The organism is Candidatus Uabimicrobium helgolandensis, from assembly GCF_041508025.1.
Classification (GTDB): domain Bacteria; phylum Planctomycetota; class Uabimicrobiia; order Uabimicrobiales; family Uabimicrobiaceae; genus Uabimicrobium; species Uabimicrobium helgolandensis.
The window spans coordinates 7,953,062-7,976,507 of the sequence record NZ_CP165719.1 but is presented as its reverse complement, the minus strand read 5'-3'; the positions used below and the strand labels follow the sequence as shown (position 1 = coordinate 7,976,507).

At 35.4% G+C, this 23,446-nt stretch carries 11 protein-coding genes; 7 read left to right on the top strand and 4 right to left on the bottom strand.

Features of this window, described 5'->3' with window-relative positions:
• Positions 1 to 54: 54 nt before the first annotated feature.
• Positions 55 to 633, bottom strand: a complete 579-nt coding sequence (locus UABHE_RS29370; protein ID WP_372366926.1) for a hypothetical protein — start codon at positions 631 to 633, stop codon at positions 55 to 57.
• A gap of 189 nt (positions 634 to 822) precedes the next feature.
• Here UABHE_RS29370 and UABHE_RS29365 point away from each other — a divergent pair, with 189 nt between their 5' ends.
• The 3 genes from UABHE_RS29365 to UABHE_RS29355 all read left to right on the top strand — a co-directional run bounded on the left by UABHE_RS29365 (position 823) and on the right by UABHE_RS29355 (position 13,311).
• Entirely contained in the window at positions 823 to 5,862 is a 5,040-nt protein-coding gene (locus UABHE_RS29365; protein ID WP_372366925.1) for an alpha-2-macroglobulin, read from the top strand.
• 220 nt (positions 5,863 to 6,082) lie between these two features.
• Positions 6,083 to 11,203: a translocation/assembly module TamB domain-containing protein gene (locus tag UABHE_RS29360; RefSeq protein ID WP_372366923.1), complete on the top strand. Its 5,121-nt coding sequence runs from the start codon at positions 6,083 to 6,085 to the stop codon at positions 11,201 to 11,203.
• An 11-nt stretch (positions 11,204 to 11,214) separates the two neighbouring features.
• Entirely contained in the window at positions 11,215 to 13,311 is a 2,097-nt protein-coding gene (locus UABHE_RS29355) for an outer membrane protein assembly factor (RefSeq protein WP_372366922.1), read from the top strand.
• A 551-nt stretch (positions 13,312 to 13,862) separates the two neighbouring features.
• Here UABHE_RS29355 and UABHE_RS29350 read toward each other — a convergent pair.
• Together UABHE_RS29350 and UABHE_RS29345 are read right to left on the bottom strand one after the other, a co-directional pair.
• Positions 13,863 to 16,346, bottom strand: a complete 2,484-nt coding sequence (locus UABHE_RS29350) for a helicase-related protein (RefSeq protein WP_372366921.1) — start codon at positions 16,344 to 16,346, stop codon at positions 13,863 to 13,865.
• Between the two features lie 131 nt (positions 16,347 to 16,477).
• Positions 16,478 to 17,527, bottom strand: a complete 1,050-nt coding sequence (locus UABHE_RS29345; protein ID WP_372366919.1) for a hypothetical protein — start codon at positions 17,525 to 17,527, stop codon at positions 16,478 to 16,480.
• 310 nt (positions 17,528 to 17,837) lie between these two features.
• On the opposite strand from UABHE_RS29345, the gene UABHE_RS29340 reads away from it, so the two are divergent.
• Positions 17,838 to 18,272 carry a hypothetical protein gene (locus UABHE_RS29340; RefSeq protein WP_372366918.1) on the top strand — a complete coding sequence of 145 codons (435 nt, stop codon included), beginning with the start codon at positions 17,838 to 17,840 and terminating at the stop codon, positions 18,270 to 18,272.
• 384 nt (positions 18,273 to 18,656) lie between these two features.
• Here the strand turns inward: UABHE_RS29340 and UABHE_RS29335 are convergent, their stop codons facing one another.
• Positions 18,657 to 19,655, bottom strand: coding sequence for an RNA ligase family protein (locus UABHE_RS29335; protein WP_372366917.1), 999 nt, complete (start codon positions 19,653 to 19,655; stop codon positions 18,657 to 18,659).
• A gap of 176 nt (positions 19,656 to 19,831) precedes the next feature.
• Here UABHE_RS29335 and chrA point away from each other — a divergent pair, with 176 nt between their 5' ends.
• From chrA to UABHE_RS29320, 3 genes are read left to right on the top strand one after another with little or no spacing between them, the layout of a single operon-like run.
• Entirely contained in the window at positions 19,832 to 20,968 is a 1,137-nt protein-coding gene (chrA, locus tag UABHE_RS29330; RefSeq protein WP_372366916.1) for a chromate efflux transporter, read from the top strand.
• Positions 20,969 to 20,977: 9 nt separating this feature from the next.
• Positions 20,978 to 21,598, top strand: a complete 621-nt coding sequence (locus UABHE_RS29325; protein WP_372366915.1) for an alpha-ketoglutarate-dependent dioxygenase AlkB — start codon at positions 20,978 to 20,980, stop codon at positions 21,596 to 21,598.
• Positions 21,591 to 23,036, top strand: a complete 1,446-nt coding sequence (locus UABHE_RS29320) for an ArnT family glycosyltransferase (protein WP_372366914.1) — start codon at positions 21,591 to 21,593, stop codon at positions 23,034 to 23,036. Before UABHE_RS29325 ends, UABHE_RS29320 begins: the two co-directional genes overlap by 8 nt.
• Positions 23,037 to 23,446 lie beyond the last annotated feature (410 nt).

The window sequence follows — 23,446 nt, the reverse complement described above, 5'->3', positions numbered from 1 at the left end:
GTTTTCAGATTGAATGAAAATTACGTAAGCCCTCTAGTAGGAGGGCAGCGCAAGCTACTGACTTTTTACATTAACGAGTTTTTCTTTTACATCGTATAGTATAAAACCTAATCCTGCCCCTGTTCCCAATCCGTAGGTGATTCCCCAAAGAATCATGCCTTTACTATTATGTAGTATTTCAAAAATATAACTACCACTAAAGTAACCTAATGAGTGAGTTATAAAGAAAAATAAGCTCCAGGAAACTATTTTTTGGGGCATGTGAAAAGCAATGGCAAGAGTGATTGATAGACTTAAACTTCCCGTTGCAGAACCTACCCATTCTCCTGTGTTACTGCGCATAAAGAAATAACTTGTTATCCATGCTGTTGAATATAGTGAAAATGAAATGGCATATACCGTAGCAAAACGTTGTAATGACATCACTCTTCTGACTAAACGATGTAATAAAATTGCACCACTGCCAATAAAAAGTATTACCCAGAAAACATATGCACCAAGCATTCCGAGTGTTTGGTATAGTTGGCGTTCAGCAAATGCTACTGTTGCAAAAACGAGAAGACTTGCTATTGTAAAAGCAACAGCACCTGAGATAATTGAAAATAGTAGAGGAGTGTAGTTTTTTTTAGACATATATGTTTCCTATAAATAAATATGTAAAAAAAGTAGGAACTTTTTTGGTTTATTTTAATCTAAATGAACAGCTAAAAAAATTATTCAACAAACAAAGAGCGCTAGGGCATGCTTCTAAGTGACCTGCCAAAAATATTTAGTTGTTGGCATTTTGTACACGCCCTAGGATTTAAAACAAGGACTACAAAAATGAAAATACTTGCGTGGAGTATGAGCGTTTTTTTATTGTTATTTGCAAGTTGTGATTCAAATATAGACAACAAACAAGCAAATAGCAAGGTGAAAAATGTTCAACAAAAAAACGTACGAAATATAAACAATCCACTTGTGGCAAATATCAATTTGGGTGGAGAAGATGCAAACGAAAACGAAGATATAAACGAAAACGAAGATATAAACAACAGCGATGAGAATGAAAATAACGATGAGAATGAAGTTGTTGATAACGAAAATCGCGAGATCAATATTCCTAGTAAGTGGAACATTGAAGATAGTTTTGCTTCGTTGCCGATAATTGATTTTCGAAAATTTAAATCAGTTAATAATTCGGCTATCTCGAAAGAAGAAAAAGATAAGGAAAAAAAAGCGCGCGAGATGTACAATGACCTTGTAGAAGCGCTCGGACGTAAAGATAGATCAAAAGCGTCGAATTTGCGCGAAGAGTTGCACAAGAATTACAAAAATGCAAATATTTCTATTGATGGCGCTTACAAGTACGCTCAGTATCTTGAAAATGTAGATAAGAAAGATTCGGTAAAGGCTTACGAGTGGATTTTGACGCATTGGCCAGAGTCTTATCGTAAGTGGAATGCTGTTTATCGATTACAAAGTCTACAGAATATGTACATGCATTTGTATGCCTCGGGAAATTATCACAATCCTGATTCCTCGAAGATCCGTTTTCAGCTTTCAGGAACAAACATTGATAAAGTGGAGTTGACGATTTATAAAATTGATTTGGTAAAAATGATAGATGAAGGTCTCAATCCACAAGCACCATCAATTCCAGAACATGCTGAAGAAGTAAAAAAGTGGACGGAGGATGTGAAGAACAAATCACAGAATCGTTGGTTTTATCAGCAAATTCAGATGCCAAAGTTGAATGATCCGTCTTATTATATACTATCTGTCAATTCTAAATATATCACCATGAATACATTATTTTCGACATCACGCGTATCTTTAATGACAAAATCAGATGATCGCATGTTGCTTTGTTGGGCAAAAGATATTGATAATAATATACTGAAAAACGGTAAAGTGATTGTGCTTAAGGCCGGTAAGGTTGCCTACCGTGGTGCTGCAAATGCAAATGGTTTGTTTGCGGCGAAAATGTTGATGCGCAAGAACGATTCAGATAATATTCATGTAATTGTCGATACTCCAAAGGGGCAAGCTGTTTCTGGCTCTTATTATTATTGGTATGCAGGATACTATCAAAGAATAAATTACGCCTATACCGACAGACCAATTTATCGCCCTGGACAAAAAGTACACTATAAGGGGTTTTTTCGCGAACGCAAGCACGATGATAGTATAGGAGTAACGAAAGGGAATATTCGTTTAACTGTCTATGACCAACGTTGGCAAAAAGTACACGAAAAAGATTTGACGATGGATGAGTTTGGATCGATAAGTGGTGAATATACTATACCTGAGACAGCGAAACTCGGTTATTACTATTTGCAATTTAATGGTAGTGGTTATTACCATTCTGCAAATTTTGATGTCCAGGAATACAAAAAGCCAGAGTACGAAGTTTTTGTAAAAGCTAGTAAGGCAAATGTATTACAAGGTAGTAAGATGCAAGTTACAGCTAATGCCGTTTATTACTTTGGCGAACCAGTCAAAGAAGCTGAAGTTGAGTACAAAATCTACGAAAGTGATTACTGGAGTAATCCGTTTTATAGATACAATAGATGGAGTTGGTTTAACGATAGTCACGAAGGTAGATGGTCTCCTTACCAAGGACGAGGTCGTCTTATTAAGCAAGGTAAGGGCAAACTCGATGATAGTGGTAAAATCATTTTAGACATTGATACACGTAAAAATAAAAATCGAGACTTGAAGTACACTGTTGAAGTTGCGGTTATTGATAAGAGTCGCCGCAAGATTAGTGGTTCTGGTACGTTTCTCGCTACGCGTTCGTCTTTTACACTTGCGGTAAATACCGATCGCTGGTCATATCGCCCTGGGGAAAACGTTCATCTTGAAATTTTAGCCCAAGATTACGGATCAAAGCCAATTGCTGACGTTGATGTTACTTTAAAAGTAACAAAACAAGATGACAAAAAAGAACTCGTGACAAAGACTTTGCGTACCAATGGTAATGGAGCCGCTTCTTTTGATTGGAAAACGGATAAAAATGGTTATCTTAATTTTTATGTAGAAGCGCGTGACAAAGATGGTAACTTGGTTCATGCTACGCGAAGTGTATGGGTGGCAGACAATAGTTGGCGTTCTCCTTACTCCTATACAGGACTCAATATTGAACTAGAGAAAAGCACTTACGCTCCTGGTGAAGAAGTGCGCGGTGTTGTGACCACTGGTTACAAAGATTCATGGATGCTGATGACCACAGAAACACATCGCATTCAAAGTTATGATCTGGTAAAACTAAAAGGAAGTGTTTATACGTATAATCGCGTTGCCAATGAAAAATTCCAACCGTATGTGGATATCAAGGCGACAATGATGGAAAACAATTCTTTAGTGCAAAAGCAAAAACGCATTGTTGTGCCACCAACAAAATCGTTTTTGAATATCGCGGTTGCTCACAAGGATACATATCAGCCAGGCGAAAAAGCAACGTACACGATTAAGATAACTGATGCTGAAAATAAACCAGTTGTGACGCAGTTTTCTTTTGGTCTTGTCGATGAGGCAATCTATAGCTTACGCGCAGATGGTACTCCTGATATTCGCAAGGCGTTTTTTATGACACACCGCGGTGCTGTTAGAACTAACTCCTCTTACTATTTTTATTCTCTTGGATATGGCGGACGCGCTAATAAAAAATCTAAAGAAGAACGAAAAGGGAAAATGGCTAGTCGTCAACGGGCACCTTCAGCTAAAAATGAATTAGCAGAGTCTGATGACGCTGCTGGCGAATTTGCTGATCAGAGTCTAGCTGGCGGAGGGCAGGCTGGCAAAAAACAATTACAAAAACCACGTGTGCGCACAGAGTTCGCAGATAGCGCAGTTTGGGAGCCAAATGTTGTTACTGATGAACTTGGTATGGCAAAAGTATCATTCACCATGCCAGACAACTTAACAACTTGGCGTGCTACTATTCGCGGAGTGACTATCTCTGGAAAAGTAGGGCAAACTGTAGACAAAGTAATTACTCGCAAAAATCTCATGGCGCGCTTACAATGTCCACGAACGTTTACCGAACGTGACGAAATAGTTGTTTCTGGTGTTATTCACAACTACCTAAGCGAAGCGAAGAATGTCGTTTGCCGTCTAAAAGCAAAAGGTGTAAAGCTTCTGGGTAGTGAAGAGCAACAAGTGGTTGTCGCTCCAGGTAAGGATGTACGTGTCGATTGGCGCGTGGCGGTGAACACCATAGAAGAAGCGACTTTAGAACTCGAAGCGCTGACCAATGAAGAGTCAGACGCAATGCGCCTTAACATACCGATAGTTCCATATGGTATTGCTCTACGCCAGTCTCATTCAGGTGCAACGAGTGATCAAGTGACTATGAAGTTCAATTTGCCAAGTTCAAGTAGCGAAGATCGTGCGCGCCTTGTTGTGAGTGTAAAGCCTACTCTTGCTGGTTCGATGCTCGAATCATTGGAGTATTTAGCGGGATATCCTTACGGATGCGTTGAACAAACGATGAGTCGCTTCTTGCCATCAGTGATTGTTGCGCAGACACTGCAAAATTTAAATATGCGCCACGCAGAACTCGAAGAAAACTTACCGAAGTATGTTGCCAAAGGAACTGAGCGTCTTTACAAGTTCCAACATAGTGATGGTGGTTGGGGTTGGTGGGAAAGTGATGCCACAAATCCGCTAATGACAGCCTATGTTATGTATGGTTTTGCTCAGGCACAAAAAGCTGATTTTTCTATCAAGAGTGATGTCATGTCTCGCGGCCAAAAAGCTCTCGGAAATTTGATAAATAGTGAAAAGAACTTTGAGCACAAATGTTACATGGTATTTGCATATTCTGAAGCGAAGAAACCACAACAAAAGTGGATCGATGAGTTGTATTCAAAAGTAGATGAGATGAACGACTACTGTCGCGCTTTGCTTCTTATTATGGCGAAAAAATCTGCGAAAATGGATATCGCAAATGATCTACTAAAAATGTTGGAGAAAAATGCCAAAGTGCAAGGTGGACATTGTCACTTTACAGGAAAAACTGTGCGCTATGGTTGGACAGACAATCCAATAGAAACAACGGCATACTGTTTAAAGGCGATTGTTGCGATGGACCCAAATCACTCGCTTATTCCGCAAATCTTAAAGTGGTTGGAGATCAAAAAGCAAGGTAAGCGTTATCAATCGACAAAAGATACCGCAGCTGTTGTGTTTGCTTTTTGCGATTATCTTATGCACTCTGATGAGCTTAACCCTAATTACACAGGCGAAGTTATTATTAATGGTGTCAAAAAGCCTATCGAGTTTCATTCTACAGATAACGCTGCTTTAAAAGAATTCTCTGTGAAGCCACAACTAGGTGACAATACTATCACTATTAAAAAGAATGGCCGCGGAAAAGTGTATTACTCGGCTTATATTGAGTACTATTCTACAGAACAAGATATTCCTGCGGTGTCTGAAGGTATTGGCATTAAACGTAAATATTTCAGACTAACTCCGAAAACAAATGCTGATGGCTCGATTACCCATGAAAGATCTCCTCTGGAAGGAACAATCAAGCAAGGAGAAGTTTTTGAGGTAGAGCTAGACGTTTCGGCAAGTCGCAATTACGAATATATGATGTTACAAGACTATATTCCTGCGGGTTGTGAGTTTGAAAAAGATAAAGAGAAGCGCCAAGGATATTACTACTACTGGTCCAACAAAGAGTATCGTGATGATCGTTTGGTGGTGTTTTTCGGTAGTTATTCTGGACAACAGAAAATAGTGTATCGTTTGCGTGCCGAAACTCCAGGAAATTATACAGCAATGCCTGCGAGAGCAGAAATGATGTACTTTCCTGAAATACACGCTAATTCTACACAGCGTGGTTTGCAAATTATTGAAAAGAAAGATTAATATTTGAGAATTTACGTTAGGGAATTCTTTACTAAGCCCAAATGCATAGTTCGCAAATTTTGTATATCTCAATTTGGACGATTTTGCAAATAACAAAAGATCTGTTATAATTAAAGCGGAACCTCTGTATGTGGTTTCGCTTTTTTTATTGAACCAATCTTTCTACTAAAAATATGTGGTGAAACTCTTTACCGCATTTCATTTACTAAAGTAGTAAATTATGACTTCCAAAAAAAAACGCAAAAGCAAGTTAAAAATCTTTGCTCTATGTTGTGGTTGTTTTTTTCTATTGTTGATTGTTGCATATATCTTTCGTGAACGTCTTTTTTCTACGATGGTTTGCCAACAAATTGCAACAGCTATTAAGGACAACACAGGTATTGAAGTAAAGATAGAAAAATTTTCAGGATCTTATTTTTCTGGTATAGAATTGCACAATATGGAGCTTGTTAATGGTAATGATATTGTTTCGGAGTTGCAATTTGATAAAGTGGCGGTTTCTTACAATCTTTTTGCTCTTATTAGCGGTGAAAAAATAGTACAGAATATCGTTTTAAAAAATCTTCGCGCTGTTGTTATCGGAAATCCTCCACCTACAGCGTCAAAACCGAAAGAAACTAAGAAACCTGTAGATATCGATCTTGATTTTATTTTGAAACAAGTACCTGATGTTAATATTAATAATGTTTATTTAGAGTACAATGTCGATGGACAAAAGTTGCAAGTAAGTGGCTTAGATTTCACAAACAGAAATAATAATAGTCATATTAAAATAAAAAAAATCTATGCCCAAAATAAAGATGTTGCAGAACAAATTTCTGAGATCGAAATAAACTCTGATATTGAGAATAAAGTTTTTACGATAAAAAGTTTGCGTGCGTATATTGATCGATATAATCAAAATTTAGATATTTCAAATATATTTAGTGTTGATCTAAACCACTTGCAACAATTACCAGTATCTTTTTCTTTACCAACTCCAGGAGGAGTTATTGATGGTACTATTGCAATTGCTAGTGGAAAAAATATTAAAATTGGTAATGGTGAAGTTGATTTTAATAAAACAATAGATCTTGTTTCACTACTACAAGGCAAGAATATAAAAAATACTGCGGGCGGTAAGTTGGGATTTAAAGCACAGTTCGATCTTCCCGATTGGAATGTAAATGACCTTAGTGGGATAACTCAAATAGATATATTCAATAAAAAGCGTCGAAAGTGGAAAGAACAAATTCCTGAGAAAGAAGGGCTTAAAACACTTTTTTATATTGAAGATTTCGCTATTCTAGAAAATATTGCTGGATCATTTATTGAATTACAGGAACTTAAAAGTGAGGGGAAAATAGCACTGGCTAATGTTTTGAAAATGAAAAATGAACTCGTCAGTGTAAACGGTCGTATACATGAAGGAGATATCAAAACAAAGTTTTTTCCACAACAAAATATTGAAGGCTCTTGGAAGGCGTCCTACGATACTCAGAAAAATGTTATTGATGTAAGTACTGCTAAATTTAGGCTTGGAGATATAAAAAGCACTATTAAAAGTTACCTAGATTTGCAGCAAAGCAAAAAAAGTTTTATTGACGCTGAGTTTTCAGTCGTGTCTGTTGGCCAGTATGCCAACTTAGTCTTACCGGAAGCAAAACAGAACGCTTATGATGGTGATATTTCTGTTACGATAAAGGGTGAGGGCGTTTTTCCTGGTAGTGTTGACTCTCTAGATAAGTTTGATGGTGTAATTGAGTGCCAGTTGAATAATCTGATTGTAGATTTCCACAAATTAGGGAATATCAAATTTTTGATAAAGTTTAGCGTAGAGAAAAGCAGTATTCATATTAAAAAATTTGTGTCTACGTGGAACAATAAAAAGATATTTGATTTGTCGGGAAAGTCAGGTTGGAAACAATTAGATAATTTTCATTTGTCAGGACGCTATCGTTTAACAAATATTGCAAAAAAGCTGCAACAATTTGTACCACAGTTACAAAAAAGGTTTAATGCTAATATCGACGGCAAGTTCGAAGTTTTTGGGAAAATTCCTCAAGGAGATAACCTTGATATTACATTACGCCAAAATCTCCAACTGCAAAAAGTATCTGTTGATGGTAAATTGAATTACGATAATATTGCGATTCCTTTAGCTATACAACTAACTAAGCAACAAGTTAAAATATCAAAATTTAAAGTGAACGTCGATAAACAGAATTGGGTCAGTATATATGGCAATATGCAATTACAACGAGATAAAAAATCTGTTATCCACTGCAACGTTAACATACCTGAACCACTTGCACAAGCAGCAAAAATAATACCGCTATCTTTTCCTGGTCGAGTAAAAAGAATTGTTTTGCGCAATAAAATCTGGGGAAAATTCTTAGCTATAAATGAGCAAGAATCTCTATATGTAAAATCGCATTTAGAACTGCAAGATGGAAAAGTCGAACAATTAGATTTTAAAAAGATTGTTCTCCAAAGTTTAAGCAAGGGTAATTTGCAAAGTTTGTTTGTACGTTCTTTTGGAATAAATGTGGATGACAAAATACGCTTGTCACTTACTCCCTTTCATGCACATCTTTCTGAAAAATTGCTACTAAATGCTAAAGGTAAATTCTTTGCAAAGAGTTCTGTTATTCAAAAAATAGTCCCCAAGTTACAAACAGCAGATATTAATAGCGATTTTTCATTGTATCTACAGTGGAAATCATTAAGTATTTTATCGACAAAGCCGCAAACGCAAAATCAAGAAACTCTTGAGAGTTTAATTGCTCGACCTAAAAAAGAGATATGGCAACATGCACAAAAAAATCTCAATATGAATTTTTCATTTCGCGCAGAAACGTCGAAAATTCAAATAGATAAACTAGTACACCAAAATGTTCATATTCACATAAATAGTGAATTCGAAAAAGGAAAATATAACAGCCAAGCACAGGCAAATATCGATAAGAGGAAATTGCTAAGTTTTATTGCTAAGGGAGATGATAAAAATATTAGTGTAGACAGTAAAATTCGTTTACACAATGTTCAAAAATACCTTACACAATTTGCTCCAAAATTTTCGAATATGAATGCGAATATTAGTGCTGATCTCTCTATTAAAACTCCTATTCCAGAAAATTTAGAAACTATACCAGCGCTGGATGTGAAGTGTAAAGTAGTACTTGATAAAGGTTATGTAGGTGAGCAATTTACTTTTGATAAAATTGAGTTTGTAAATTCAATGAATACAAATGACCGTGCTGTTGATATAAGTAGTTACTTGCATCTTGATAGTAAAGAACTATTAAAAACAAATGGTTCTGTTACCCTACGGCAGCCTTATATAGGAAAAGTAACTACCGATTTAAATGTTGATCGTTTGGAACAATACGTAGATTTAGTAGATAGCCAACGTTTGATTTCAGGAAACTTGGCGGTAAACAATACACTGAGTTTCACTTTGAAAAAAGATATCTTACAAAGTAATATTCAGGCAATTACCAAAGTACTACTCAGTAGTGGCAAGGTCATGAAATATCCATACAATAATATATCTCTTGCCAACAATATACATTTACAAAATCGCGTTGTTGATTTGCAGGAATTTAAAGTTTCTTTTGACGAACAAGATTTATGTAATATTTCTGGAAAATGGGACCTCGAACAAAAGCAATTGCAAAATGGTAAACTCTCTAGTGAAATAGATTTGCAAAGAATATGCAGTAAATTTGTTCCTCATGAAAATATTAGTGGACGTTCGTCACTCCAAGTAAATGCGAATGGTGGTTTGCAAAATTTGCGTTGTGCGCTTGACTTTTCTTTACTTGAAGGTCGTTATAATGAACATTTACTTTCTTCTGTTATTTTTAATTCGAAATGTTTGATTGAGGAAGAGTTGTTTAGTCTTACAGAAGCTAACTTAAGCTACGCTCAAAAACCGGTATTAGAACTATCAGGTAGTACTGGCTATTTGGCCAATAGCCCTTTTCAAGTAAAGCTTGTAAGTAATATTGGCGAAGCGATTAACGATATGGCTTCGTTTATCGGTCAAAAGCCACCTATTTTTAATGGTAAAAGTAAAATTGAAGTGGAGTGTCGTGGAAAAATTCCATCACTGGATTCACCTCTTGATTTGGGAATAGATATTAAAGTTCCCTTTAGCAATAAACCCGATCTTACCTTTTGGCAAATTAATTTAGGTGAGATATCTTTGTGGGGAAATAAGAAAAAGGCTCCCCACGGTTTAGGGTGTTTAATTAAAATATCTGGAGATCCCAAACGCCCTGTTGTAAAAGCACTTTTTAACTTCAAACAAGAATTAATACGTATCCCGCAAGCAAATACACGTATTAACGATATTGTGGTTGATGGAACAATTGCCAATCAAAAATGCAGTTTGCAGTTTCGTTGTTTGGTTGGTGGAGGGTCTATTGAAAGTACAACAACAGTACTTTTTAATGAACAGTATTTTCCTACTGAGGTTGATTTTAGTGTTGTCGGAAAAAGAATTTTACTCATACGCAACGATATGTTGTACGGGCGCGCAGATTTAGATATTCATTTGCGCGGCGATGTTGTTAAAACAGCTTCAGGTTCTCCTAAATTTATAGGTGAATTAGGAGGAGTTGTAGATATTACGGAATTTAAAGTTACGGCGGATATGACAATTGATGCTGTGGTACAACCTGCTCCTGAACGTGCTAGCGCAGGAGGTTCTTTAGGTATAGATTCTCCGTTTTTAGACCTAGCTTTGAATTTGCACATTAAGGTTTCGCAAGTTAGCGTTTATAGTAGTTTAGCGCGTATTAAAATGCGCGGAGATTTATATGTTAAGGGTCGCGCAGCTTCACCAAAATTTTCTGGTGGTATTCGTACAACATCAGGAAAACTGTTCTTGCCGCAAGGGAATATGGATATTCGCCAGTGCTTTGTGAGTTTTAGTGCAAATCGTCCTCTTGTACCGCAAATCAATATTATCGCTGAAACGCAAATCCGTAGTTACTTAGTATCGGTAAATATTACTGGGTCTCCAGGTGATATGTCTATTGAGTTTTCCTCTTCACCAGCACTTCCCAAAGAAGATGTTCTTACCCTTTTACTTACAGGTGCTACGCGTAGTGAGTTGCAGCAATCTGGTGGTGGACAACAACTGGAAGATTTAGGAACATCTGTTTTATTGCAGCAAATTTTAAGTACTATAGGTATTGGAGGTTTTGTCTCAGCTCAAGTCACAGGAGATACAGCGACAGTTACTGTTGCTCCAGAGTCTTGGAGAGGAATTGGTATACAAGGAAAAACAGAACAAACCGATACCACGAATACATCAGCGCTTAACTTTTTGTATCGTATTCAATTCAAATAGGAGCCATTTTCATGCGTTTTTTGTGTATATTATTTTTTCTTTTGCTGTGCATAACAGCAGAACCAACATATCATTTTTCTGGAAACAATGATTACGGCGATAGTACTTTACAAGGCTTAATTGCAGAAGATTGGCAAGAATATTTAGAAAATGGCCAAGATGTATCTTATATAGATGATGCTGCGTATAAAATTTTAGAAAACTATCGTAATAATGGTTATCACTTTGCCATTGTAGATTATCAAATAGAAAAAAACCCAGAAACATTAGAGCACATAAAAGTATCATTTATTATCAATGAATATAAGGCTATTCTTGTTAAGGGAATTGCGATTAAGAGTGGTGGAGAAGACTTGTTTTTTAGTGAAGAGCGCTTAAGGAAATTCATTACTCCTCCTCCTACTTTGGGAAAATATGTTTTTAAGAAAAGTCGATTTAAAGCAGATGCGTCGCAAATAGAATTGTTTTATAATTCAAAAGGTTTCTTACACACAAAGGTGAATATAGATTTTCTTTTTTCTCCAGAAAAACCAGATTCTGAACAAGTGGATATAGATATTACTATTGATGAAGGTCCGCGTGCATATCTTGATAATCTTCGATTTAAAGGCAACGCAGGATTTTCAGAAAAACAACTTTCGGCAGTAGTTCCTTTCAAACGCGGAGAAATCTTTAAGCCAGGTATTAACAATGATATGACAACGAGGTTACAGGATTTTTATCGCGAAAATAGTTACGCACAAATCAAAATAAAATCGCGAATTGTCATCATTCCGCAAGAAGATAAACGCAAAGAGAATATTATTGTAGATTTTTTTATAGAAGAAAAAGAACGTAATTACATAAATAAAATTACTATTGAGGGAAGTGAGATAAGTGACCCTCAAATTATTATGCAACAACTTGATGTTGCTGAAGGTGACTTATATTGTTTGAGCAATATTATTAGTACTGAACAGAACATTCAGCGCTGTAATTTATTTTTCTATACGGAAATTGAGGAAATCCCTGTAAGTGATGATAAAATTGATCTTCGTGTAAAGGTAAAAGAACGCAAACGACAAACATATTCGTTTTTAGCCGGATACAACACAACCTATGGTATAGTAGCTGGAGTGCGCTACGAAAATATTAGCTTTCTGGGTACAGGTTGGCAGTTTGTCACAGACATAGAGTCCACTATTTTCGGTGGTGAGCTAGACAAGTCAGAGTTAGAGATTTCCTTTACCGATCCTTGGGTTTTTGGACGTCGGGATTTAGCCTTTACGATGAAAGGCTTTGCCCTTCTAGAAGAAACGCCTAGTTTTACTATATTTAATCGTGGGGCTGATTTCTTTTTTTCGCATTATCTTATACAAAATATTAGCGAGTCTGGTCTAGTTAAATATGTTCTGACGGCAGAAGCAGGATATCGCATTGATTTTAGCGAGATTATAGATATAGAAGATACTGATATTGAAGAAGAAGAAGGTCTTGTTGTTTTTTCAACTCTTCACCAAAAGCTAACGCTTGATTTACGCGACAATATTGTGTTTCCTCTATACGGAACTTACAGTTATATCGAGTTTGAAGAAAGTTTAAAAGCGATAGGTTCTGATGTTGATTATTTCAAAGCTTATGCTCACAGCGCTTGGTATTTTAACGTTTTACTTGACTGGGTGCTTGCTATAGGAATACGCGGAGGAGTAATTATTCCTTTTAATGATACTGATGCAATCCCTATACAAAAGCGTTTCTTTGGTGGTGGACCGACTAGCGTGCGTAGTTTCGCACAAAACGAAATGCCACCGTTAGATGAGGAGGATAATCCTATTGGTGGAGAAGGCATTTTTATTGCATCTGCCGAGTTACGTATTCCTATATATAGTGGATTAGGAGTATCTCTTTTTGCTGATTGCGGAGAAGTGATTGAAAAAGTTAGAACGTTTAACGATTATAGGATTTCGCAAGTAAAGTACGGAATTGGATGTGGAATATGGTACAACATTCCACATCTAGGGGCACTTCGCCTAGATTATGCTTACAATCCTGATCGCGAAGTTAATCCGTTATCTGGTAATAAAGAAGATGCTTCACAAATTTTTATTTCGATTGGTTTTGCTTTTTAGACACTTGGGTAATTCAAGTGATTCTTGAAAAAAATCGTAGTTGTTCAACTCTATTAGCTACGATCACGAATTTTTAGTATAGTGTTTTAAGCAAGTCGCAAAAAGTTTTTAAGAGCACGCAGCTTGCCTTTGAGTGTCATAGCGGCGTTGAGCCTTCGGTTACATAGCCACAGTTATGCGCCTCTCAGGCTGTTCTTGGGCTGTTCTTGCTCTGACACTCAAATTCTACGCTGACTTGAAACGTGCTCAAAAACTTTTTGCGACTCACTTAATTGATGACAGATTCTAACTAACTAAGTAGCGAGGCACTTTGAAAGTGAATAGTTTTACTATGCGCTTAAAAAGTAACAAAGTTAGTGATTAAAAGCACCGAATTATGGAGATATAAATAGACACGCCCTAGAAAAATAGCGCCTAAAAAATTGACTCTTTTATAGCTCGGTACTGTTTTAATTTCTCAAAAAAGATCTCTATAAATCGCGCGATCTATAGAGATACTTGTCATAATGAAGACTTTTGATGTCAACTACGTACTAATATCAAGAGCTTTTTTACTTACCCGATAATTTCTCACTGATTTTGTACAATAATTCATTGATTTTCTCTACAGCCTCTTTTTTAGATTGCGTAACATAAGAAATGTCTTCCTCATTTGCACGAAGGTACTCTTTGATGTTTGGTCGATTACACAACCATAAATATATATCTAGTTTGCGTACATAAATTTCCCATTCATAAAGTCGATCAAAGAGCAGTGATGTTTCAATTGGTTCACGAGGTATAGGCAACGACTTATAGTAACATATGTTATCTACTGCAGAAAACCAATATTCTTCTGTACCTTTTGTTACTGGCGCATTAATCATAGTAAAACAGATATCTAAACCTAAATCTTCTTCATGATCACGCGAAAGGCTTTCTGCCAAGGTAAGTTTTTGCTGCATATCACATGGTTCTACAAATTGCTGATATGTTTCAGGAATAGCTTCCATATCTTGCCACAGCAATAATCTACGATGTAAAGAACCGCTTAATATTGTTAAATCTAAAATATTAGGACTAATGCGTAGTTTTTTGTCCCACGGAGTGACTTTTTGCAAAGCATTTTTGACATGATGTATTATTTCCGTTGATGTAGCTCCAACTTCTCCGTATTCATGATGACCAAATCGTCCAGCCCTACCAGCAATTTGTTTTATTTCAAAGTGATTTAATTTACGTACTTCATGGCCATCGAATTTTTCTATTTTTACAAAGCAAACGTTTTGCGCAGGCAAGTTCATCCCCATACCAATAGCGTCCGTTGCAACGCAAACCGACGTTTCACCGTAGAGAAACTTTTCTGCCTCATTTTTTCGAACTTCTGGAGGTAAAGAACCATATATAATGGAAGTATTGACTCCCATTCTTTTAAAACGATTCATTAAATCAAGAACATCTAAGCGTCGAAATACCACAAAGATTGTTTGTTTAGGAGGTGATGATAAACTCCAAGTATTACCAGCAACTCTAAGAGGTGCCAATCTCTGATAAGCATTTCTTTCGATATTTTGATAGCCAATTTCGCGTAGAAATTTCTCTAGAAACATTTGTATTTCAGGGATACAACAAATATGAAGTTCTTTACCACGTGCTTGAGAAAGAACTCTTGTCCAAGCCCATCCCCTCTCTGGGTCTGTAGCCATTTGGGCTTCATCAAGGACAATAACATCCCAATCAGTGTCTTGGGGAAACATCTCCACTGTTGCTGAAATATGCTTGGCATTTTCCTTGTAAATAACCTCTTCTCCCGTTAATAAAGTACAGGAAGACTTTTTATTTATTTTTTCAAATACTTCCCAGGCTAACAATCGAAGAGGCGCTAAGTAAATTCCTTTTTCAGAGCTTTGCAAACGTTCTAAAGCTTTGTGAGTTTTTCCTGAATTGGTTGGGCCTACATGAAAGAAAATCTTAGGCAACTCGCTGCGTATTTGTATAGGAAACATTGTAATGACTCGATCACGCAACTGTAAAATTCTTTGTTTTTCTTGTTTTACTTTTTCTGTACGTTTTTGTTGTTGTTTTTCCAAAAATACGTCTTTTTGTTGCACAAAATGTTCAATAACTTGTTGGGGACGAATTTCAGGAGAAGGAAATAAGGGTTTAAGATCTTTCCACAAGTAAAGATAACTACTAAAAGAAAATGTCTGATGAGGTAAAATACTATCTCTTTTTAGCCACTGCCTTACAGTTGGTAAAGTAACGTCAAAGTAAGCGGCAATGTGCGTAGTATTGAGAGTATAATAATCTTCTATCTTTGCCATGTCGTTAAAAAAATGGCGTATATACAGTGTAGTTCCCTCAGGTGTTACCACTGTATTTACATTCGTTTCTTGTGCATATCTCTCCAAAAGAGAAAGTGGTACAATTATTTCTTTTTGTAGTTTTTGTAAAGTAACAGCATACTCGCTCAACCAAGTTTTTGCGTCTTTAATCTTTGTTATATTCTTAACAGGGAATTTAAACTTATACTTAGCACAAATTTCTTCTATAAAATTGTGCCATTTTTTTATTGCAAGATCACGAACACATCCACGAATCATTCTCGAAGCTTTTTTTTCATCGCCATCGTAAAACCACAAACATTCATCGCTATTCAAGGATCGCGAAGCGACATTTACACTTTTAAAAGACTTATAAATATATTTATAATCGCGACTTTTGAAAAACGTTTTTTTCACTTCACTCGCAGATAAAATAACTTCTTCTTGTAGCATTGAGAAAAACTTATCATGGACAAGCTGCTCGTTTTTATGTTTTTTTACAGAACCTTTTTGCGTTTCATTTTCGTGGGTTAGAAATTTTTTATACGCTTGTAGGCCTTTATCAGTAATTTTATAAACGCCACTTTTTTCTTCTATTTTGCCATTTTTTATCATTCGCAATAGAATTTTTTTTCTATTTGGTAGGCCTTTTAATTGTTTTGCATGTGTTTCGCCACCGGCATTTACAATACATTCTAAAATTAAAAATTGTATTTGTGATGAAGACTTCAATATTTGTTCCTTTTTACTTTTTTCTCACAGGCATTAATAATTGTTACTTGTTTTATAATAACATGCTCATAGAAAAAAAAGCCAAAAAAAAAAGCCCAGTAGACACTGGGCTTTAGGTAAAGATTATCACTTTAAGAAGAGTATACACTCCAAGGAGAAATTCGAAGAGTCATTTCTTTGCTCGACGCTTTTGTCACCCCTGCGTAAATCCCTTTTTTGGAAAAACTTTTTACAACTGATCCCGCAAGAACTTGAGCGCTACTGTTAGTGCAAAAAATGTCAAATGTAATTCCTCTAGGCATCTGTTTTACTGCAACGATTGAGAACAAAGATTTTGATCCCAATTTATTCATTATCTTTTCTATACTTTTACGTCTTATTTTTTTGCCTACAAATTTTATAGAGTAGTTCGCTTGTAATGATTGCGGCCCTTGTTGCGAATTATTAACCTGCTTACACATGTTGTTGTACTTAACCTGATATTCGCCGCAACTCTTTTGAAGAACACTCACTTTTTCTTGCAAACCAATATTTTTAGTTTGCAGTTCTTTGTAACTAACGCACATACTTTGATATGCACTATTCATGTTTTTATGTTTTTTCGCATAAAGATCTCTTTCCTCACATGCCTCTGTCCATTTTGCATTATAGAGATCTTTTTCTTTGCATGCCTCTGTCCATTTTGCATTATAGAGATCTTTTTCTTTGCATGCCTCTGTCCATTTTGCATGAAAGTTATCGCGCTCTTTACAGGAAACAGCATACTGTTTTTCTAGAGACACAACTTTTCCACATGCTTCATCGTAACTGACCTTTAATTTATGATGATCTTTGTAAAGAGCATCATATTTTCCCGCTTGTAACCCAAATCTATCTATTTTTTTTGTTAAACGCGACACTTGATGTTCCAACTTACGATTGTGGCGTACTAGGGCTATTTTTTCGCGTCCAAGTATTTTATTGTCTTGTTGTAGTATTTCTACAGTGCTACACAATCGATTGTTTTGCATTTCTAGTTTTGCATTTTTCTTCTGTAATTTTTTTACTTGTGCAAGTGCTTTTTTTAGTTGTATTTTAAGCGCAGTATTTTCGTCACACTTCTCATAACTTGAGCAGGACGGTGTAGAGTGATCAGCGAAAACACAACAAGTTAGTATTAATATGCATAAAAGATTCTTCATGTTAAAATCCTTTCAAAAGGGTACGGACCTTACCATCAACTATACACCAAAAGTTGTATGCTAATAGCGTGCCAAACAAAAACATCCAGCGTGAATCCCTTATAAATACTAATCTTTTTTATTTTTATGTATATTTAGAAATAACTCTCCTCATTACATCTGTCCTAAAAAAAGGACTATTCTACACAATAATAATACAATTTTATTCGTTTTGGCTGTATACTTAGTTATCAAAAGTACTATTAGGCAACAATCGCAACTTTAGTTATTCAGAAAAAGTCATAACAACACTACAAAATCGGAGGTAACAATGAAGCAAAGTATCCCCAAAGAATCGCACGTCAATATTAAATTTTATAATTATATTTTTGCAAAACCTATTTTACTAACTTGGTTCATTAGTGCTGCAATATTAAATGTTTCGGTTTATATGTTATTCCCAATAGAAAATATTTCCAATGAGATACAGCAAATTGCAATTACAAGAGTTGCACTATTATCTTTACTCGGCTTTTTTTTAGGCATGTTTACAATATGGCCCATCGTTCGAAAAGTTTGCATTCAAGCAAACGGAGGCCTCTACAATAAAGACGACTATATTTTTGTTATATCAGGTAAGAACAAAGGTATTCTTGCAAAAGTAGAGGAACTAACAGTAGGTCAAGGAGGATGGGAGTTACTAGTTCTAAATACAAAAGATAATAATATCATCGAACAGTACCAAGCATTACCAGCACAACGATAAATTTTTACATTTTCGATCAGTGTTATAAAAACATCGTACTCTTAAACCTTTTTTAAGAGTACGAACATTTAGCTACTTAAAATAACTCGAATTTTGTAAAAATCTAATAGGGATACGACCTAGATTCTTGCGTTCTCTTGTTAAAGTAAAATCAAAGTTTTGAAATGTTGACACTCCCTATAAATTAATGTTCCAAAGTTCACTTAAGCAAGTCGCAAAAAGTTTTTAAGAGCACGCAGCTTGCCTTTGAGTGTCATAGCGGCGTTGAGCCTTCGGTTACATAGCTACAGTTATGTGCCTCTCAGGCTCTCCTTCTTTGATACTCAAATTCTACGCTGACTTGAAACGTGCTCAAAAACTTTTTACGACTCACTTAACTTAGGTTTACAATTCTTTATCTAAGAAATCTTTTACTTGAGCTGATACTTTTTCTATAAGGTTTTCGGTTTCAGTGATATCAACATCACTATAGTCATTTTGCATTTCTTCTAAAACATCAACAACAAAACTATCTAGTACTTTTTTTCTCTGTTCAGAACTAATATGAATGTCGCCCATTTTCGAAAGTACATTTCTCAACCTATTTTTTGTTATATACAAACAAGCTAAATCGAAATAATTGTTTTTTTGCGGGCACCATTTTTTAGCCTCGTTGTATTTTATCTCAGAAAATTCCTCTATTTTCTTTTTTGTAATGGGACGTATTTTGTTGCCTTTTTTTGTTTTGACTGTTATATGTGTTGCTGGTTTGATAACAATCCCTTCAGCATAATTGTCTTCTATTTTAGGAAGTCCTAGAATTTCAGGTATTGTTGTTATAAATTTATGTTCAAAAGCCATTGCTTTATCGTATGCACCCTTATAAAGGGATTGTGAATATGGCATATCCACACTTCGACATTTTTCAACAAGAGAACAATAATCGATATACTTTCTCTTTCCTTCCGCAACATACGCAATGTCAAAAATTAAGAATTCGACATCGGGAGAGTAGTATACACCTGTTTGTATAGGAGAAAGCCCTAATGACTTTACATTAGAATGAGGGTATTGTCCTCCAAACAGTTCTCCATATACATATATGCCTTCAATGAGCGGCTTTTCTAATTTAATCGCGTGGAATAACTCAAGTATATTTTCTTTGTACTGCGCAATTATTTTTTGATAGTGAAAAAAACTTTCTCCTGGCTCCAAAATACTTTTTCTTTTAGCACTGTGAATATTTTCTCCATCGACAAGAATACAAAAATTTGCTCCATGAACTTTTTCAGTAACTACCCATTCTATTTTTTTCCAGTCGCGATAATCTTTTTCTGTTATAACCCACTTGTTTGAATTTGAAAAAATTTTTTCATAGCCGACAAAGTTTTCTTTGATTGTCATGTATATCCCCATAAAAGTAATTTCTTGTTCTCTTTTTATAGTTTAAAGTAACGTAAGCTACTCACCAAAAGAATTTTAATAGTCCAGAAGTTTCGATTGTGGAAAACAATCGAGGAATTTGTTAATTTGTTTTTTATAATCACAGAGAATGACGTTAAAATTTAGAGGAGCATAAAATGCGCGAAATAATACATCTTTTTCTTAAATTGGGTATGTTTGCCTTTGGAGGACCGGCAGCTCATATTGCGATGATGGAAAACGAAGTTGTTCGCAAAAGAGAATGGATGAGCGAGCAAAGTTTCTTAGATTTATTAGGGGTAACTAGTTTAATTCCTGGGCCTAATTCTACAGAAATGGCTATATGTTGTGGGTACCACCGTGGTGGTGTTCGCGGTCTTTTTCTTGCAGGTTTTTTCTTCATTGTTCCTGCTGTTACAATCACACTCATGTTTGCGTGGATCTATGTAAAATATTCACATTCTCCAGTGGTAGCTCCTTTCTTTTATGGTATTAAGCCTGCTGTTATCGCTGTTATTTTATCTGCAGTATATCGTTTAGGAAAAAAAGCTTTAAAAGGGTGGCAAACAGCAATGATTGGAATAGCTGTTGTCGCGGCTGCTTTGTATGGTGTCAGTGAAGTGATTGCTATCTTAGTTGGTGGATTTGTAGGAATGCTACTTCTGTATAAAAAACCATCACCAACAATGAGTATTTGCCCAACATTAGCAATTCTTTTTACAGATAAACTAAGAGTAAGTACGGCTTTCTTAGGGTTTTTTGGACTAACAAATGTTTCATTTTTCTCCGTTTTTGGCGTATTTTTAAAAGTAGGTACTATATTGTTTGGAAGTGGTTATGTTCTCGTAGCTTACCTCGACGCAGAATTAATCCAAAGATTACAATGGTTAACACGTCAAGAGTTATTAGACGCTATCGCTATAGGACAATTTACTCCTGGACCAGTTTTATCTACCGCAACCTTTGTTGGTTTTCAACTACATAGTTTTTCTGGAGCAATTGCAGCGACTTTGGGAATTTTTCTACCATCTTTTATCTTTGTTTTACTTTTAACACCTATTATTCCCAAACTGCGCAATTCGCAGTTCACTACTAATTTTCTCGACGCTGTTAACATTAGTGCTGTCGGTATTATGCTTGCTGTTGTCTGGGAAATGGGATTAGAGGTAGTTGTTAGTTGGCAACTTACAACTATTTTTGCGACTAGTACTGTACTTGTATTTTTACCAAAAAAAATAGATCCAGTGTGGATTGTTGTTTTTGGTGCTAGTGCTGGGTATATTTTCTATCCTTAAGGAGTAAAAATGCAAAACGCAAAAAAGCTATTCACGCATCACAAGCTAGATGAAAAACACTTGCTTTGGGAGGGGGTTTTGCCTAAAAAGTTGCATTTTGATGAAAAGAAATTTGCAATGTTGTGGCAAATGCATCCGCAAAAATACCATCAAATCAAAATGCATGGTAAAGTTTTGGAGACTCCAAGGTGGCAGCAAGCGTATGGAAAAAACTATAAATACACTGGTAGTGAAAATACTGCTCTCCCTATACCAGAAATATTAAAAGATATTGTTTTATGGGCTCAACAAACAGTTGATAAACGAATGAATAGTATCTTAACTAATTGGTACGATGGCTCCCTAGGCCATTATATGGGAAAACATCGCGATAGTACTCACAATATGATTTACGGTACGCCTATTATAACAATCTCATTTGGAGAAGAACGTATTTTTCGTATGCGTCCGTGGAAAAAAAAGAGCTATATCGACTTTGTTACTTGCAACAATGGTATATTTATATTGCCATACAATACTAATGAGCATTGGACGCATGAAGTTACTAAAGGCAAAAAGTACCAAGGAAAAAGAGTATCAGTAACTCTTCGTGCTTTTCATTCTACAGCAGAAAGTGCAGAGAATGTCTAAACGCAGCTTTTTTATTTTTTTATTTGTTTACTCTGTTATACAAATTGTGTTGCGCGTAGTTGTGTCAGACTCGTTACTTCCTGACGAATCAGAACAGATAATCTACGCCAAGCAAGGTTTTGCCTGGGGATATGGTTCAGAACCACCGCTATATACATGGATTCAACTTATATTTTTTTCTTTCATACCACATAAAATATTTGCCTTGTCACTATGCAAGTATACATTGCTGTTTATTGGTTATCTTTTTATGTTTTTGTCTGCCAAAATAGTAGTACGCGATGAACTAATAGCAACAGCATGTACTTGTTCGCTATTTTTTATTCCGGTTATTGCTTTTGAAGCGCAACGCGATTTAAGTCACTCTGTCATATTATTTACAATGTGTTGTATTACTCTTTATTTATTTTTATCTTTAATAGAACATCCACGTACAATTACCTACGCCCTTATTGGCTTTGTTGTAGGACTTGGAGGTCTATCGAAATACAATTATGCACTTTATCTCGCGATTCTCATCACTGCTTGGATGTGTGATTTGCGCTTTCGGAAAGTTTTTTTCAACAAAAGAACTCTTCTCGCCATTATTATAAGTGCTATTATTGTATGCGGACATATTTTTTGGATATACAGTTCTCTTGAAGATATGAATTTTCACCGTAAAATCACGATAGTTGAAAATTTTTCTAGCTTCAATGCTCTTGCGCGTACGGCGATCACTTTCTTTTCTTTTATCGGTCTTTTTCTCGTAATGTTTGTTGCATTCTTTTACAAAGAACTTAAAAACATAAAAAAAATATTCGCGAATAAATTTTTGTATTTGTATATTTTCGCTATGGTTGTGTTAGTACTAATCGTATTGATTTTTAAAATAGAAAAAGTAAAAACGAGATGGTACCTACCCTTGTATTTTTCCGTACCAATATATGCTTTCGCTATTATCAAAGAACAAGTAAAATCTAAGAAAATAAAGGTTTTCATTTCTACAACTATTAGCGCAGCACTTATTATTTGTTTGGTGATGTTTTTGCGAATTTATTGCGCAGCAATAACAGAAAAACCGAAGCGATTAAACTTACCCATTCGCGATATGGCTACTTTTTTTGCCGAACAAAAATATAATAACTATTTAATTGTTGCCGAAAATCGTTCTATAGCAGGAACTTTACAGCTATATCTTCCAAAAAGCACAGTGATTACGCCAGGAATTCCGCATAATGATCTATCCATAAATAATCGGATTTTACTTATTTGGGAGAAAGGCGAGGTTAGTAATGTTCATGCCTTTTTAAAACAAATAGATTTGCCAAAACGGATTATTCGTTTAATTAAGGAAAAACTACACAACGAAGTAAAACATTTTTCTAAAAACTATAAATATATGGAAGAAGAGGCTCACTATGGTTATGCAACTGTATCTATACCTGAAAAAAAATAGAGGATGGTCCTATACAAGTGAGACTTAGCTGCTTCGAACATTGTTTATGTTTACGCATGTCGTTACGAATACTTGGATATAATACGATGTTGTTCGAATATAGGATCTGAATTATAACATTTTCTCAAGGTCGCAACCGAGTTATAATAGAGAATACAAATTAAATTGTATTTTTTTCTAACATGTTCTTCTGCATAATAAGCTTTGTCAACAAGTGACATATAGTCGCGCTTTTATGATAAAGGTCTGTATTTACGAGCCTAGAAGTAGCTAATACCTTTAAAGTTTTTCATTGTTTGCAATAATCAATGTAAAATATATTAAAAAAAATGCCTAGCCTATATTCTTAGAATGCACAAAAATTAATAAGGCGCACCTTAAAATTTTTTTATTTTTAATAATTACGACTA